The 17,657-nt window shown below is 43.0% G+C and carries 11 protein-coding genes; all 11 read right to left on the reverse strand.

Annotated features, from left to right (window positions below; genetic code table 11):
- Positions 1 to 180: 180 nt before the first annotated feature.
- The gene (locus G509_RS0119840; RefSeq protein ID WP_026993136.1) at positions 181 to 2,460 is read right to left on the reverse strand and encodes an aconitate hydratase; all 2,280 of its coding nucleotides are present in this window, start codon (positions 2,458 to 2,460) and stop codon (positions 181 to 183) included.
- Between the two features lie 54 nt (positions 2,461 to 2,514).
- Positions 2,515 to 5,295 carry a bifunctional aconitate hydratase 2/2-methylisocitrate dehydratase gene (locus tag G509_RS0119845; protein ID WP_026993137.1) on the reverse strand — a complete coding sequence of 927 codons (2,781 nt, stop codon included), beginning with the start codon at positions 5,293 to 5,295 and terminating at the stop codon, positions 2,515 to 2,517.
- Positions 5,296 to 5,584: 289 nt separating this feature from the next.
- A complete protein-coding gene (locus G509_RS0119850) occupies positions 5,585 to 5,947 on the reverse strand; it encodes a hypothetical protein (protein WP_026993138.1) in 363 nt (120 codons plus the stop codon).
- Between the two features lie 56 nt (positions 5,948 to 6,003).
- Complete coding sequence (locus G509_RS0119855) at positions 6,004 to 6,558, reverse strand: hypothetical protein (protein ID WP_026993139.1); 555 nt, start codon at positions 6,556 to 6,558, stop codon at positions 6,004 to 6,006.
- Between the two features lie 44 nt (positions 6,559 to 6,602).
- Complete coding sequence (locus G509_RS0119860; RefSeq protein WP_026993140.1) at positions 6,603 to 7,556, reverse strand: AAA family ATPase; 954 nt, start codon at positions 7,554 to 7,556, stop codon at positions 6,603 to 6,605.
- Positions 7,557 to 7,655: 99 nt separating this feature from the next.
- Entirely contained in the window at positions 7,656 to 9,074 is a 1,419-nt protein-coding gene (locus G509_RS0119865) for a peptidylprolyl isomerase (RefSeq protein ID WP_026993141.1), read from the reverse strand.
- Positions 9,058 to 9,909 carry a hypothetical protein gene (locus G509_RS0119870; RefSeq protein ID WP_026993142.1) on the reverse strand — a complete coding sequence of 284 codons (852 nt, stop codon included), beginning with the start codon at positions 9,907 to 9,909 and terminating at the stop codon, positions 9,058 to 9,060. Before G509_RS0119870 ends, G509_RS0119865 begins: the two co-directional genes overlap by 17 nt.
- Positions 9,909 to 11,903: a peptidylprolyl isomerase gene (locus G509_RS0119875; RefSeq protein ID WP_026993143.1), complete on the reverse strand. Its 1,995-nt coding sequence runs from the start codon at positions 11,901 to 11,903 to the stop codon at positions 9,909 to 9,911. Before G509_RS0119875 ends, G509_RS0119870 begins: the two co-directional genes overlap by 1 nt.
- 260 nt (positions 11,904 to 12,163) lie before the next feature.
- Positions 12,164 to 14,104, reverse strand: coding sequence for an OmpA family protein (locus tag G509_RS0119880; protein WP_242604875.1), 1,941 nt, complete (start codon positions 14,102 to 14,104; stop codon positions 12,164 to 12,166).
- Between the two features lie 17 nt (positions 14,105 to 14,121).
- Positions 14,122 to 15,054 carry a PorP/SprF family type IX secretion system membrane protein gene (locus G509_RS0119885; RefSeq protein ID WP_026993145.1) on the reverse strand — a complete coding sequence of 311 codons (933 nt, stop codon included), beginning with the start codon at positions 15,052 to 15,054 and terminating at the stop codon, positions 14,122 to 14,124.
- Between the two features lie 67 nt (positions 15,055 to 15,121).
- Positions 15,122 to 17,657: T9SS C-terminal target domain-containing protein (locus G509_RS22600; protein ID WP_035739359.1), on the reverse strand; the 2,536-nt coding region annotated here is incomplete at its 5' end.

Genomic DNA, 17,657 nt, shown 5'->3' on the forward strand with positions numbered 1-17,657 from the left:
ACGGGTATAGTATGTGATTTTATCCTGGGCAGCGTAATGCTTTTCAGGCACCGTCTTCGCGAGGTACGAAGCGATCTTATAATTATAGTTTAATTAACTTCCAAATACGATAAACAAAAAAACTCCCCTGCCAATAAAGGCAAGGGAGTTTCCACTATTTAAAACTAAAAATTGTAATTATTAAGCTTTCGCGGCTTCGGCACCGGCAGCAGCAATAAGGTTTAGTGCGCTACCCGCAACAAACCAGCCAATCTGGCCTTCGTTGTAGCTGTGGTTTACTACAATGGTATCTGTAGTTCCGTTATCGTGAACGATCTCGATAGTAATTTGTTTGCCCGGGGCAAACTCTTTAAGATCTGTAAAGTTAAACGTATCGTTCTCTTGTATTTTATCGTAATCAGCCTCGTTATCAAAAGTAAGCGCAAGCATACCTTGCTTTTTAAGGTTGGTTTCGTGTATACGTGCAAACGATTTTACCAGTACAACCTTAACACCAAGGTGCCTTGGCTCCATGGCAGCATGCTCACGAGACGATCCTTCGCCGTAGTTATGGTCGCCCACAACAATACTTGGCACGCCCGCAGCTTTGTAAGCGCGTGCTGTAGCAGGTACAGCATCATACTCGCCGGTTAGCTGGTTTTTAACGTTGTTTGTTTTTTGGTTAAAGGCATTTACCGCACCAATAAGCATATTGTTAGATATGTTATCTAAGTGGCCACGGAAACGCAACCATGGGCCCGCCATAGAAATATGATCGGTAGTACATTTACCAAATGCTTTAATAAGCAGTTTGGCACCCAGTATGTTTTCGCCGTTCCATGGTAAGAACGGAGCAAGAAGCTCTAAACGCTCTGATGTTGGGCTAACAATAATCTCAACTTTAGACCCATCTGCCGCCGGCTCCTGGAAACCAGGATCTTTGGCATCGAAACCTTTTGGAGGCAGCTCGTTACCGGTTGGTTCATCCAGCATTACTTCTTCGCCATCTTCGTTAATAAGCTTATCTGTAATAGGGTTAAAACCAAGGTCGCCAGCAATGGCCAGCGCCGTTACAAGTTCTGGAGAACCTACAAAAGCAAGGGTGTTAGGGTTACCATCGGCACGTTTAGAAAAGTTACGGTTAAAAGAGTGCACAATAGTGTTACGCTCTTCTTTCTCGGCACCTTCCCTGTCCCACATACCAATACATGGCCCGCAGGCATTAGCAAATACGGTAGCGCCAATTTTATCGAAGGTATCGATAAAACCATCGCGCTCTATGGTGTAGCGTACCACTTCCGATCCCGGGGTGATGGTAAACTGCGATTTTGTTTTAAGGTTTTTCTCGGCCACCTGTTTGGCAAGCGATGCAGATCGTGCAATATCTTCGTAAGACGAGTTAGTACAAGACCCTATCAAACCTACCTGGATGTTTAAAGGCCAGCCGTTTTTCTCGGCTTCTTCCCTCATTTTAGATATAGGCGTAGCTAAATCCGGGGTAAAAGGCCCGTTAAGGTGTGGCTCAAGTTCGCTCAGGTTAATTTCTATAACCTGGTCAAAATACTGCTCAGGGTTAGCGTAAACCTCGTCATCACCGGTAAGGTAAGGGGCAACAGCATCGGCAGCATCGGCCACATCGGCACGGTTGGTAGCACGCAGGTAACGGCTCATAGAATCATCATAACCAAAAGTAGATGTTGTAGCACCAACCTCTGCACCCATGTTACAAATTGTACCTTTACCGGTACAAGACATAGCGGTAGCGCCTTCGCCAAAATATTCTACAATAGCGCCCGTACCACCTTTAACGGTAAGTATGCCGGCCACTTTTAGGATAACATCTTTAGGAGCTGTCCAGCCCGATAATTTACCGGTTAGCTTAACACCTATAAGTTTCGGGAATTTAAGTTCCCAGGCCATACCACTCATAACGTCTACCGCATCGGCACCACCTACCCCAATGGCAAGCATACCTAAACCTCCGGCGTTAACGGTGTGAGAGTCTGTACCTATCATCATACCACCCGGAAATGCATAGTTTTCTAAAACTACCTGGTGGATGATACCTGCACCCGGTTTCCAGAACCCGATGCCGTATTTATTTGAAATAGACGACAGAAAGTCGAAAACCTCATTGCTTTGCTCTTTAGCACGCTTTAAATCGGTTTTTGCATCTACTTTTGCCTGTATAAGGTGGTCGCAGTGTACGGTTGTAGGCACGGCAACACGGGGTTTACCGGCATGCATAAATTGTAAAAGGGCCATCTGGGCGGTTGCATCCTGGCAGGCTACCCTGTCCGGAGCAAAGTCTACGTAATCTTTTCCTCTTGTAAAAGCCTGTGTAGGATTACCTTCCCACATGTGTGAATACAGGATTTTTTCTGAAAGTGTAAGCGGATGTCCAACCAGTTCGCGTGCTTTATCTACGCGTTCGGCCAACTTTTCGTACACTTTTTTTATCATTTCAATATCAAAAGCCATATCTCTGTAATTTAATATTATATGTTTATTTTCCTGACTGTTAAAGCATCAGGATTATCCAACCAACTCTTTATTGGCTGGCGAAAACTTAGTCAGGTTGATGCCTTCAACCGCAGCTTTGTATTCGTTAATTGTTGGGATACGCCCTAAAATTGCCGACAATACAACAACCGGTGTAGAGGCAAGTAACGATTCGCCTTTTTTACGCTCGGTATCTTCTACAACACGGCCCTGGAACAAACGTGTAGACGTTGCCATTACCGTATCGCCTTTGGCTGCTTTTTCCTGGTTACCCATACAAAGGTTGCAACCCGGGCGTTCCAGGTACATCATATTTTCGTACTCGGTACGCGCTGTATTTTTAGGTAACAGGTCGCTAAACTCAAAGCCTGAGTATTTTTGTAACAAACTCCAGTCGCCTTCAGCTTTAAGTTCATCAATTATATTATATGTAGGGGCAGCTACAACAAGCGGGGCATTAAATTTAACTTCGCCATGCTGCTCTTCGAGGTTTCTTAGCATTTGAGAAACGATTTTTAAATCGCCTTTGTGCACCATACAAGAACCTACAAAGCCCAGGTCAACTCTTTTGTCGCCTCCGTAAAAAGAAATATTACGAATGGTATCGTGTGTATATCGCTTAGAAACATCCTCGTTATTTACATCCGGATCGGCAATCATCGGTTCGGCAATCATATCGAGGTCAATTACAACTTCGGCATAATATTTTGCATTGTCATCCGGAGTTAATGCCGGTTTAGAGCCTAATCGAATCTCGGTAATCCTCTTGTTTGCCTTATCGATCAAGCCTTGCAGTACCTTATTGTGGTTATCCATGCCTTTATCGATCATAATCTCGATCCTGCTTTTCGCGATTTCCAACGATTCGATCAAAGTATCGTTATGCGAAATACATATCGAGGCTTTTGCTTTCATTTCGGCTGTCCAGTCTGTAAAAGTAAAGGCCTGGTCTGCCAGAAGCGTACCGATATGAACCTCTATAATCCTGCCCTGAAACACGTTTTCGCCATCAAATTGCTGCAGCATTTGCGATTGTGTAGCATGTACAACATCGCGAAAATCCATATACGATTTCATCTCGCCTTTAAACGTAACTTTTACCGATTCTGGAATTGGCATTGATGCTTCGCCTGTTGCCAGTGCAAGTGCTACCGTTCCTGAGTCTGCACCAAAAGCAACGCCCTTAGACATCCTGGTGTGCGAGTCGCCACCAATAATAATGGCCCACTCATCTATTGTAATATCGTTTAATACTTTATGAATAACATCGGTCATTGCATGATAAACGCCTTTTGGGTCGCGGGCAGTAATAACACCAAAATCGTTCATAAACTTCATCAGTTTCGGAATGTTAGCCTGTGCTTTTTTATCCCAAACGGAAGCCGTATGGCAGCCCGACTGGTAAGCACCGTCTACAACTGGCGAAATTACCGTTGCAGCCATCGATTCCAGTTCCTGCGCGGTCATAAGGCCTGTAGTATCCTGAGAGCCTACAATATTTACCCTTACACGTACATCAGAGCCTGCGTACAACACCTTACCAGGTGCTACACCAACTGCATTTTTGTTAAATATTTTTTCTACTGCCGTAAGGCCCTGCCCTTCAACAACAATTTCTTTAGATGGGGCAAATACCGGTGGAATAGCAATACCCAAAGTCTGGGCAGCAAATGTTTGTATTTTTTTACCAAATACTACAGCGTAAGAGCCGCCTGCTTTGATAAATTCTAATTTTTGCGGCGTGAACGATTTAGAAAGGTCAATCAATTCAACTTCGCCGTTATATAGTTTTTTGGTTTTTGTATTGATGGTTAAAACGGTGCCGGTAGCAACAGAATAAACCTCTTCTAAAACAGGCTCTCCTTTTTCGTTACGCACAAGATTACCGTCGGCATCGTGTTTTTTAACCCAGTTTTTAAGGTCGATACCTATACCACCTGTAACATCTACAGTTGTAAGGAAAATAGGCGAAATGCCGTTTGTTCCACCCACAATTGGCGCGTTATTTACAAAAGGTATGTAAGGGCTTGCCTGTTTACCCGTCCAGAGTGCCACATTGTTTACGCCCGACATACGGGATGAACCCACACCCATTGTGCCTTTTTCGGCAATCAGCATTATGCTTGCATCAGGAAATTTCATCTGAAAATCTTTAATTTCCAGTTGTTGTTCCGGCGTCATCATACAAAGGCCATGCAATTCGCGGTCAGAGCGTGAGTGCGCCTGGTTGCCCGGCGAAAGCAAATCGGTAGAAATATCCCCTTCGGCAGCAATGTATGTAACTATTTTAATTTCTTCGGGTACGTCAGGCAGTTGTGTAAAAAAGTCGGCCTGGGCATAACTTTCCAAAATTTCTTTCGCTATCGTGTTTCCGCTTTCATAAGCCGCTTTTAAACGGTCTGTGTCTGCTTCGTATAAAAAAACCTGTGTTTTAAGCACGTTTGCCGCATCTTTTGCAATAGCCAGATCGTAGCCAAGGGCTAAATCAAGCAAAACCTCAATTGATTTACCGCCTTTCATGTGAGACAATAATTCAAAGGCAAAGGCAGGAGTAATTTCTTCAACCACAGCTGCACCAAGAATAATTTCTTTTAAAAATTCTGCTTTTACGGCCGCCGCAGGTGTTGTACCCGGTAAGGTGTTATAAATAAAGAATTTAACAGAATCTGCTCTGTACAGATTGTCTGTATCTTTAATCTGGGCGATAATTTCGCTTATTAATTCTGCTCCGTCTATTGGTTTAGGGTGAAGTCCCTGGGCTTTTCTTTCTTCAATTTCTTTTATATAATCTTTATAAATACTATCGAAAGCCATATTTAATTGTTTATGTTTGTTCATTAAAAAGTCAGTAAATTTACTCAAACTTATTCCAATTTAAAAATTTTTAGGGATTCTTTAATTTGATGGAATTATTATTTGGAAAGATTCTATTTTACTGCATTTCCTTCAATAAAATTAAGATTTAGAGGCTTCGGACTAATAATCATCAATTTTTTTAGAAAATATTAACAAATCGGGAATATTCTGCTTAATTTACTACGGATGCTACCGCAGTGTATATTCGTAAAATTGGTATATATCGCCCTAAACCGATATAGTTTGGTTAGTTATTTTGCCTAACCGATTGCTTTGTCTGATACATAATTAAGATTATCCCCATTAAAAGACCTACCCCAAACAGGCTTGTGCCGAAAACAAGAAACGGAACCATGTTAGGGTTAAATGCTCCGCCTTTAAAAACATCTGATAACATTGCCAAAAGCATATAGGCACTAAAAAGCGACATAGCACTACCCGTAAGCAGCCCCACAATTTTGTTGTTGTAAAACAACTCTATAGATAAACCTAACAGCACCGCAAGGGCAATGTAATTAATAGTACCCGTAGCCATATAGTTTTCTAAAAACCAAAATATAGCCAGGCCCATAAAATAGACTAACGGCAGGATGCGGAATATTTTTTTCATAATAGGAGAATTTTGGCTAAATTATAGCCTAACTACAAACATTAATCCTGAACATTTTACTCAAAATTTTCTATAAAATAATCCATATTAGGTATGATTTCCTCTTCGATAGCTTTGTTATAAATTGCTTGCGGAACAAAAACAAAATTAATACCCTGGTCTATCCCCGGCAAATCAAAAAAGCAGCTATCAACCCTTTCGCCAGGCAGCAATTCTTGGTTTAAAAACTTTGTAAAATCAGGGTGATACCATTCTCCAAATAATTCTTCCAACTCAAAATTATATGTATTGCCAGCCGTGTTAATGGTACCCCTCAGGGTTTCGCTTTCCTCGCCATAATTATATTCAAATTGAGACGATACAACTGTAAAACCCGCCAACGCTGCTATTTTATCCAAAAGCCTGCGGTAATCATTAGCTTTATCAAAGCTTTCGGCATCAAAAGATAAATGCGCCAGCCCAAAAACAAGATACTTGTTATTATCAGTATCTGCCAGGCATTTAGCTACAATCTGTTTATCATTTTGCGGTACGGTAAACCAACCTATTTTTTCCAACGAATTTATATAGGCATCACTGCCATTTTCAATAAGCGACAAATATTTATCCATTGGTGTTTATTTTTGACTATATAAGTTATACAAAAAAAAGCTGTTTAAAACAGCTTTTTAATTATCATTTCTTCGGTAATGCCTTCGGCATCGGCCTTGTAGTTTTTTATAATACGGTGGCGCAGTATGCCGGTTGCCACGGCTTGTACATCTTCTATATCCGGAGAGTACTTGCCTGTTAGCGCTGCATTGGCTTTGGCCGCCAGTATAAGGTTTTGCGATGCTCTTGGCCCCGCACCCCAGTCTAAATACGTTTTAATATAATCGTTACTAAGTGCATTGCCCGGCCTTGTTTTGTTTACCAGCGTTACAGCATATTCTATAACATTATCGGCCACAGGTATGCGGCGAATAAGGTGCTGAAAATCGGTAATTTCCTGGGCGGTAAACAGCGGGTTAACCGTAACCGATAAATCGGCCGTAGTGTTTTTTACCACCTGTACCTCTTCTGCAAAGCTTGGGTAATCTAATTTTATGGCAAACATAAAACGGTCTAACTGCGCTTCGGGTAACGGGTAGGTACCTTCCTGCTCAATAGGGTTTTGGGTAGCCAGTACAAAATACGGCAGCTCCAGCTTGTGGTGGTGCCCTGCAATGGTTACCGCTTTTTCCTGCATGGCCTCAAGCAGTGCAGCTTGGGTTTTAGGCGGTGTACGGTTAATCTCGTCGGCAAGGATAATGTTAGAAAAAATTGGGCCTTTTATAAATTTAAACTGCCTGTTCTCGTCTAATATTTCGCTACCCAGTATGTCAGATGGCATAAGGTCGGGCGTAAATTGTATACGCTTAAACCCTAAACCCAGGGCTTGCGATATGGTGTTTACCAAAAGTGTTTTTGCCAGCCCGGGTACACCCACCAATAAGGCGTGGCCACCCGAAAATATACTTAGCACTACCTGGTTTACTACTTCTTCCTGCCCTACTATTATTTTTGCTATCTCTTGTTTTAAAGCTTTTTGCTTTTGTACCAAATTTTGTATAGCTGCTACGTCTGACATAGTTAGATTTTTGATTTTAAAATTAAAGCTAAGGATATCCTTAGCTTCAAACTTATAAATTATTTTGTTGTTTACCTAAACTTTAGGCCACAAACCGTGTTATTTTTTTACCCAGTTGTTGGCAAATTTACAATCGCGGTACTCGCCGTTTACCTTAACATAGGTATCTTTAATTTTAGCCGCGCTCCATTTTGCAATGGTTTTAATTTGCTTTTCTTTTAAGGCAAGATCTTTAATCTTGGTGTAATCTTTAGCATAATCTGCCGGGTGCTCATCGTAACGGTTGGTAACCGTAAAAATTTTGTAGCTTGGTGTACCAAGGCGGTCCTGCTCTACAATAGGGTCAGATATGGCGTTATCCTTAATATCGGCCACCTGGTTGTACAGGGTAGGGTCCATTTTAGTAAGCTCAAAACGTGTTTCAAGCGTGCGTGGGTTCATTAATAAACCACCGCTGTTACGGGTCTCTTTATCATCCGACTCCGACCTTGCCGCATCGGCAAACGTAATTTCTTTGTTTATGATTTTCGCCCTTATCTTCTCAATTTTTTCTTTAGCCTTAGCCAAAGCTTCCGGGGTAACTTTAGGTACCATTAGTATGTGCCTAACATCAAGCTCCTGCCCGCGTATTTTTTCTACATATATAATATGGAAACCGTATTCTGTTTCAAAAGGTTCTGATATCTTGCCTTCATCGGTACTAAATGCAGCATCTTTAAACTCTTTAACCAACTGTGCCTTACGGCTTACCGGAATGTAACCACCGCTCGACGCTGATGCTTTATCCTCTGTATACAAAACGGCCTTACTGTAAAAACTGGCGCCTTCTTCTACTTCTTTCTTAATTTGCTTAAGCCTGTCGATAACCTTTTGCTTTTCGGCCTGGGTAATCTCCGGCTTCACTACAATTTGCGCCATTTCCATCTCGGCACCAAACGTAGGCAGGTCTTCTTTAGTAAATTTTGCATAAAACTGCCTAACCTCCTCAGGGGTTATCTCAACTTCATCAATAATCTTTTTCTGCATCTGCTCGGTAAGCTTCTGGTTTTTTATCATTTCAAAAAGCTCCGCCTTAAAGGTCTCAAGGTTTTTCTTTTTAAAATACGCAACCATTTTTTCCGGCGAGCCAAGGTTCTCCACAAAATAGTCTATCTGGCGGTTCATGGTCTCGTTTACATCGGCATCGCTAACAATAATACTATCCTGTATGGCCTGGTGGGCATATAGTTTATCCTCCATCAATTTGCCCAGCAGCTCGCAACGGGTAACTTCTGCTATCGGAATATTTTGCGCCTGAAGTTCTTTATACGTAAGATCTATATCGCTGTCCAGTACCACAAAATCGCCTATAACCGCCACTACACCATCTACCTTTAATTTACCCCCGGCCGGAATAGTAACCGCAGGCTTAACCGAATCTTTAACTTTTTCAGGAATAATTTCTTGTGCTACAGCCAAATTTAAACCCAAAAAGGCAAAAGCTAAAAACAGGAAAAACCTGTTATTTATAAATCTCATATTTGTTATTTTTAATCGCGTCATCCGTAATTTCTTTTTGGAATTTCTTTATTAACTCCAGTTTCCTGTTATTTATTATTAGCTGTTGGAGGGTTGGCTTTATATATTCAAACGGCGCCACCTGATTTCTGTCTATTACCTTGCTTACCTTTACAATGTAAACATCGGTAGAGTCAGGATACTGGTACGATGAGCCACTGCTTACATATTTATCGCGGTTCTCCGGTGTAATAAATGGGAGTTTTTGGTACACCTCGTTCATGTCGGTCCAGATGCTATCGTTAAATGCGTAGCTTTTAAACTGAAGCGCCATATCATTTAACGCCTTTAGGTCTTTTTTGTTGCCACTTAAAAACTTTTGGCGTGCCAGGCTAAACTTTGGATGGTCTTTAGCCATTTTTATATACTTAAGCCTTACCAGCATGGCCGTAGCCCTAAAATTTTGCTTGTTATCGTTATAATACTTAACAAGGTCCTGTTGCGGCACGGCAGTATCTACACTTTGCTTTACCACCTCTTCTAAATACGCCTTGGTGTAAAGGTCGGCCGTGTATTGCTTAATAAGCTGGTCTATTTCTTTTTGCTTATCGTCACCAATATTTACCACAGCGGCATCATAAAGTAACCTTTGCGATGCCCAGCGGTCTATGTAACTTTTTATAATGGCAATACTATCTTGTTTAGAGGTACCGGCAGGCACTATGCCCTTAAGCTCTTCTTTATCAAGGTAGGCGGTATTAACCCTTGCAGCGGCATTATCGGGGCCGGCTTCCTGCTTTTTATTGCACGAAACAATTGCAAAGGCAAATAACAGCAAAATTGCGCTTTTAACCATTATTTATTAAGGTCTTGTTTAACTTTTGCAAACGTATCGTTATTAACCTTAACGGTAAACTCTTTTTTAAGTTCGTCTACCCAGGTGCTTTCAAGATACTGCTGATAATCGTTAATGGCACGGCCTTTAGCTTCTTCCAGCGTTTTAGGGCCGGCAGGCAGCACCTTGTTGGTTTTTACCACATAGTAGTAGTTGCCTTCTTTAATAACATCTGATATGCCTGTTTTCCAAACCGCTTGTTTCGGCAGGCCATCGCTGTCCTGGTCGTAAACACCCGATTTTTCCATAACGCTTACTTTATCTTTAGTATTAACGGCACCTTTAATAGCAGTAGCGTCTTTACCTTTAAGCAGTTGCTCCCTGGCTTGTTTAATATCTTTTTCGCTGGTAGAAGAATACACCTCGGCATCTACCCTGTTTTTCCACTGGTAGTTGGCTTTGTTGGCATCAAAAAATTTCTGAAGCCCAATGGTATCGTTTTTGGCTTTTTCCCAAATTTCTTTTTCCATCAGGTCAAATAAAAGTAAACCGTCGCGGTACTCTTCCATAACCATAGCAAATTCTGGGAATTCTTTTTCAAGGTTGTCATTATAGTACGCATTAAGCTGCTCTTCTACAAAACGGTCGTAAAAAATTCCTACTGCTTTAGCAACAGGCTTGGCAGTAACGCCGGTTCTTTGCTGGGCATCTACATAATGTAAAAATTCCTGGGCAGTAAGTTTTTTATCTTTGTTTATGGTAAGAATTGTTTTGTTGTAGTTGCCTGTTTTTGGCGTTTTCCAGCCTTGTGCATAAATACTGTCGTTAACGGCAAGTACCGCTTCGTCATATACTTTTTTGTCTTTTTCTACACTGTATTTTCCTTTAAGCGTACCTGTAAGCGATTCTGCAATTAGCCTTGAACGCTCGTCTCTTTTAACCCTGTTCTCAAAATCAGGCTTAACATCGGCAAAGGGCTTAATGGCATCTTTTTTAATAAGCCTTACAATATGCCAGCCAAACTGCGACTCGAACGGACCCGAAAAGTCGCCTGCTTTTTGTAAACCAAACGACTGGTCTTCAAACTCTGTAGAGGTTAACTCGCCAGAGCTGAATTTATTAAGCACGCCACCATTGGCAGAGCTTGATTTATCTTCAGAAAATTGTTTGGCAAGTGCCGTAAAATCTTCGCCTTGTTTTAATTTTTTATAAATGTCTTCTATTTTGGTTTTTGCCTTGGCGTTGCCCTCAACATCTTCTTTTTTAGGCTTCATTATCATAATGTGCGCCACAGTAACATCGCCACGGTTATCTCTAACATCGGTAACCTTAATAACGTGGTAGCCAAAACGGGTTCTTACCGGTTTAGAAACCTGGCCTTTTGGTGTGTTGTAAGCAGCGCTTTCAAACGGATAGATCATCCTGAATACGGTAAAGTAACCAAGGTCGCCCTCGTTTTCCCTTGCCGATGGGTCTTCAGATAATGCTTTGGCAAGTTTGCCAAAATCTTCTGAGGCAACCGCTTTTTTATACGCCTCAGCAGCTTTGTTATAAGCTTTAAGGGTATCGGCCGGGGCAGCATTCTCGTCTACCATAATTAATATGTGCGATGCTTTTATCTCTTTTAACGATCTGTTATACGCCTCCTGAACCAGCTCTGTAGTTACTTTACTATCGGTAAGGTAGTTTTTAGAAAGTTGCGTGCGGTAGCTTTTAAGTTCGCCCTGGTATTTTTTATTGTTTTGTAAACCAAGCTTGTTTGCCTTGTTTACCTTAAGCTTATAGCCAATAAAAAGGTTTAGGTAATTGTCCAGGTCCTTCTGCGAGTCGTCTTTTACAAGGTCGAGGTTTTTTTTGTAAACCCTCTCAAACTCATCGGTATAATATGGTTTATCGTTTACAGTAAATAAAACATCTTTTTGCGGGGCAGCGGCAACTGTTTCTTTAGACGATTTGCAGCCGGAAATTAGTAAAGCCGTTAATAGAAGGCCAGAAAGAACCTGATTTAGTCTCATTATAAAATTAATTTATACGCTTTAATACGGTTAGTAAACGCAGCTAAGGCCAAAAAATTATGCCCTTGCTTTTTTGCAACTCACAAAAGTAAGCATTCGTTAAGATTATGCAAATATATACTGTATGATTTTACCCGCACTTATGCCATGATTGCAATTAATTAGGCAATTTACCTTACGGGAAGCTTATAAATGAGAAAAGGCACCCTGTTGAATGAGGTGCCTTTTCAAGTTGAAAATGAAAATTACTGGTAACAAAACTATTTTTTTACGATAATAAAATCAGAACGGCGGTTTAATAAATGCTCCTCATCGGTACATTTAACGCCGTTGCTGCATTTATTGCGTAATTGCGTTTCGCCATAGCCCTTAACGCTTTCTATGCGGCCTGGGTCTATGCCTTTTTCTATAATATAATTGTAGGTTGATTTTGCCCTGTTGTCAGACAGGCGCAGGTTATAATCGTCCTTGCCCCTGCTATCAGTATGCGATTCTATTTTTATTACCAACGATGGGAAATTTTTCATAATATAAACCACCTTATCCAGCTCTGTGGCGGCCTGCGGCGTAATATCCCACTTATCAAAATCAAAGAAAATAGGGTTTATGTCTACCTTTTCCATATTGTCTTCTTTCTTAACAAGGTCGTCGTAATTAGAAAGTTCAAAATCTACATTCTTAATTTCTTCGCCCGGGGTTTTAGAGGTGTCTTTTTCGCGGCTTGCCTTGGTATGGTTGGGTTTAGAGGCCTCTATGGTTATTTTAGAACCGCAGGGCACCTCCAGCCTGTACGTACCGTCCTCTTTGGTTTTTGCAGATGCTATAACATCGCCATACTTATCAGTTACCTTAACATCGGCCTGGTTAATAGCCATTTTGTATTTGGCATTGGTAACCTTGCCCGACACCCATTGCTTGCAATCGGGCATCGTTTTGGTAAAGTAATAAATATCATCATCGCCTTTGCCGCCTTTACGGCTCGACGAAAAATACCCGAATTTCTGCTCCTTATCGGTTATAAAAGCAAAATCGTCCAAATTGCTGTTTACCGGTTTGCCAAGGTTTTGAGGCTCGCCAAACTCCAGGTCTTTAATACGCCTGCTCTCAAACACATCGAGCCCGCCAAGGCCATAATGCCCATCTGACGAAAAATACAGTATCGAGTCGTTTATAAACGGAAACATCTCTCTACCCGGTGTGTTTATTTTTGGCCCCAGGTTTTGCGGCGTACCCACTTTGCCATCGCCAAAGACTTCGGCAACATAAATATCGGTATCGCCATAACCGCCCGGCATATCGCTTACAAAAAACAGCCACTTGCCATCGGCACTAAGCGCCGGATGCCCAACAGAATATTCTTTACTGTCAAACGGCAGTTTCTCTACATTGGTAAGCTTATCGCCATCTATATTACCCTTAATAACCTCTATATTATTGGTGCCGTTTTTACCGTTGTTAAGCCTGTCGTTCTTTTTAACGGTGTTGCTGCTGTAGTACACCGTTTTAAGATCGGGCGTAAAAGTTAGCGTAGCATTGTGGTACTGGGTTTGCTCTTTGGGTATAAATTTCTTCTCGTTAAAAAAAGACCCGTCAGATGCATTCCTGTCGGCCACAAAAAGCTCCAGAAAAGGCTGGTCGTTCCACACATACGTCTTTCCGCCCACTTTAGTAGTGTCTTTACTGGACGAATACACTATTTGGTTGCCGTAAAAGGCAGTACCAAAATCGGCCTTATCGGTATTGGCCGCAATGTTGGTAACGGTGTAGTTAGACGGTAGGGCGTTTAGGCTGTCCAGATGTTTTTTCTGGCCTATAAACCGTTGCGTCATGGCCTTATCGCCCTTAAGCTCTAAGCGTTGCTTTAGCAGCTCGTCGGCTTTTTTATAGTTCTCCTCTGCCCTAAGTGCCTGCAGGTAACGGTTAAAATACTTATCGTCTATCTTGTTACCCAGCACCTCGTGCAGTTTGGTATACCAGCGCAGGGCACTGGCCATATTGCCGGTGTAGTAGTAACAATCGGCCACCTTCATTATGGTTTCGGTGCCGGGTTCTTTCTCGCCTTCAAGGTACTCTTCGTAGGTTTTTGCTGCATCAACATAGGCCAGTTGGGCAAACAGCTTGTCGGCTTTTCTTAGTTTTGCCTGAGAAAAAACGGCTGTTGCACACAGTAATAAGCTGAATAAAAATAATTTTTTCATCATAAAAGGTGTATGTTTTGTTAGAAGAACCTTGGCGATTTGATTCGGGTCGACTTAGGTACCAACTGGAATTTTAGCACAAATTCGTGCGATCCGTCGTTGTACTTATTGAGTTCGGTTACAGAATAATCGTAAGCGTAGCCCACAAATATCCCTCGTGTTATCTGAAAGCCGGCCAGCGCACTAACCGAGTCATCATACCGGTACGATGCCCCAAGGGTTAGTTTTTCGTACAGCAAAAAGTTAGCCGATACATCTACCGTTATGGGTGCACCCGATACTATTTTGCCCAGTACGGCCGGTTTGAATTTGAGGTTATCTGAAACATCAAACACATAGCCGCCCATTACGTAATAGTGCAGCCTGTCAGACACTGTTGACTCCTGAATATCATCATAATAATCTGATCGTATAAAGCTGGGTACCGATACACCTGCATAAAACTTATCGGTATAATAATAGATACCTGCGCCCAATGCCGGGGTTATCTTGCCGTTTATGTTAGTGTTAAGCAGCGGGTCGCCCTCCTGATAGTAACGGCCTTTAGACCAGTCGATATCCAGCACCCTTGCCCCCGCCTTAAGCCCAAAGGCTATTTTAGATTCGTACCCCACATTAATGGTATACGAAAAGTTGGCATCTACATAAACCTCGTTAGAGGGGCCTAACTTATCGTTAACGGCACTAAGGCCAAGGCCAATCTTTTCATTAAACACGGGGCCATGAATGCTAAAGGCCTGTGTTTGTGGTGCGCCATCTATACCTACCCACTGGGTGCGGTGCAAAAGGTTGGCTTCCAGGTTACCGGTAGAGCCGGTGTAGCCGGGGTTTACCACGAGCGTGTTATACATATACTGTGTATACTGCGGTTCCTGCTGAGCCTTTGCGCCTAAGCCCATAAGCATTAAACATACCAGGAAGTATTGTTGTAAAACTGTAGAAGTCTTTTTCATACTAAAATATATTTTGGTTGATAATGGGGCGGCAGCAAAGGCGGCCGCCCTTTATATCACTTTTTGTTTATCGCATAATGTATAACCATCCTGTTCTTGCACTGCCGTTTATAGTAAGTACATAGTAGTAGGTACCCACAGGCAGTTTTTCGCCTGCGCGCACTACGCCGTCTACGTTAGCGCCACCGTCCCAATCGTTTTTGTAGCGGTTAGTTTTGTAAACCGGCGAACCGTACCTGTTAAACACCTCCAGGATGTTGTTTGGATAATCTTCAATACAATCAATCCTGAATGTATCGTTATACCCGTCTCCGTTTGGTGTAAACTCATTATAAACCGTTAGGCACTGTGGCTCTGTACTTACCTCTGCCGTGTTGTTCTCGGTATTGCTATCAGTTGGTGTGCTGCCTACTATAAAGGCTATGTTGGTATAATTACCTCCAAACACAACAGTAACCTCAACATCTAACGTGGCAACATCGCCCGGCATAAGCATTGGTATCTCCCAAACACCCGTCTGGGCATTAAAGGTACCCATATTTGTAAGAACATTCGCTAACTGATAACCATCCGGAATCTGCTCGCTCACAACTACATCAGTAAACATGCTGTTTCCTGTATTTGTAACTGTGATTGTAAAAATAACATTTTCGCCCATATTCGGGGTACTATTATTAACAGTTTTCGTAATCGTTATATCGGCGCAGCTTGTAATGGTAACACTAAAGAGTGCTTCGGTAGTTGTTCCGCAGCCATTTGCATCGGTATAACTCACACTTACAAGGCCTTGGCCCGGCATGCCCCACTTAACGGTAACGGTATTATCGCCGGTACCTCCACCGGCAGTAATAGTCCCTCCGTTTACCATCCAATTGTAGTTGCTGTTGCCGCTTTGGGTAGTGTAAGTAACCTCATCGCCAAAGCAGGCTTCCGGGCCGCCGCCTGTAATTGTAGCCTGTACCGAGCCTGACAGGCTTACGGTAACAGCCAGCCTTACAGCACTCTTACAACCATTAACGGTTATAGAGGCGTAGTAAGTGGTACCCTCTGTAAGGGTAGTATCTGCAGTAAGTGGTGTACCACCTTCCATTGTTAAATACCATTCTGCACCCGCTTCGTTCACCTGAAGGTCGGCCACCGTTGGGTTGCTGCCTTCGCAGAATTGCTGCGCTGCATTAGCAGTAGTTGGTGTAGCCCCGTTAGATACCGATACCTGTATGGCAAGGCGGGTTGCGCTCTCGCAGCCCGTAGCCGGATCTGTATACGATGCATAGTACGTTGTACCATCTACCAGTGCCGTAGCCATGTTTAGTACTGCACCACCTGTAGATGTGGCGTAGAATACTACTGCCTGGTCTACCTGTATGTTAGCCAAAGTTGGGCTATCGGCCGCACAAAATGCCTGCATAGGGTTGTTTGTGGTTGGCGTTAAGCCGTTGTTTAGCGTTATTGTTACCGCAAGGTGCGTACCGCTCTCGCAGCCTGCCACCGTTTGCAGCGACCCGTAGTAGGTAGATCCTGCCATTAGTAAATCGGTGCCTGCCAGTGGTGTACCGCCTGTTGCGGTTGCATACCATAATACTCCCGGCTCGTTTACCTGAATATCGGCAATGGTTGGCTGGTCTGCCGTACAGAAATCCTGTGTGGTATCTGTCGTTGTTGGCGTAGCACCATTATCTATTGTGATGGTAATAGCTAAGCGAACGCTGCTTTCGCAACCGTTGGCATCGGTTATACTGGCATAATAGGTAGTACCGTTTACCAATGCTGTAGCGGCATCGATCTGGCTTCCGCCGATGGCAGCCGTGTAGAACACCACACCGGTTTCGTTAACCTGGATATTGGCCACCGTTGCGTTATCTGATGCACAAAATGCCTGAGATGCGCTGGTAGTTATTGGCGTTGTACCGTTGCTTAGCGTAACCTGTATAGCAAGGCGGCTTGCGCTCTCGCAGCCTGTGGCCGGATCGGTGTACGATGCATAATACGTAGTGCCACTTACAATAGCGGTATCCATCGGAATAACCGAACCTCCTGTAGAGGCCGTATAGAATACCACGGTTTGGTCTACCTGAATATCGGCCACCGTTGGGCTATCTACCGCACACAGCGTTTGCATAGGGTTAACCGTAGTTGGCGTAAGCCCATTGCTAATGTTAACCGTTATTGCAAGGCGGGTACCGCTTTCGCAACCCGAGCCGCTAACAATGGTAGCATAATAGGTGGTATCATCTGCCAGAGGTGTAGTAGCCGCGATCTGGCTTCCGCCGATGGCTGCTGTGTAGAACACCACCCCTGGCTCGTTAACCTGTAGATCTGCCACCGTTGGAGCATCCGCAAGGCAGAAATCCTGTGTAGCATCAGTTGTGGTCGGTGTAGAAGCATTACCTACTGTTACGGTTATGGCAAGGCGGGTTGCGCTTTCGCAAGAGCCGATAGTTAAGCTTGCATAATATGTTGCGCCATCTACAAGTGCAGTAGTCGGAGCTATTACAGTTGCTCCTGTTGCAGCCGTGTAGAAAGTCACTCCCGTTTCATTAACCTGAAGGTCTGCTACCGTTGGAGCGTCAGCAAGACAGAAATCCTGTGTAGCATCAGTAGTA

Source organism: Flavobacterium subsaxonicum WB 4.1-42 = DSM 21790 (assembly GCF_000422725.1).
GTDB lineage: Bacteria > Bacteroidota > Bacteroidia > Flavobacteriales > Flavobacteriaceae > Flavobacterium > Flavobacterium subsaxonicum.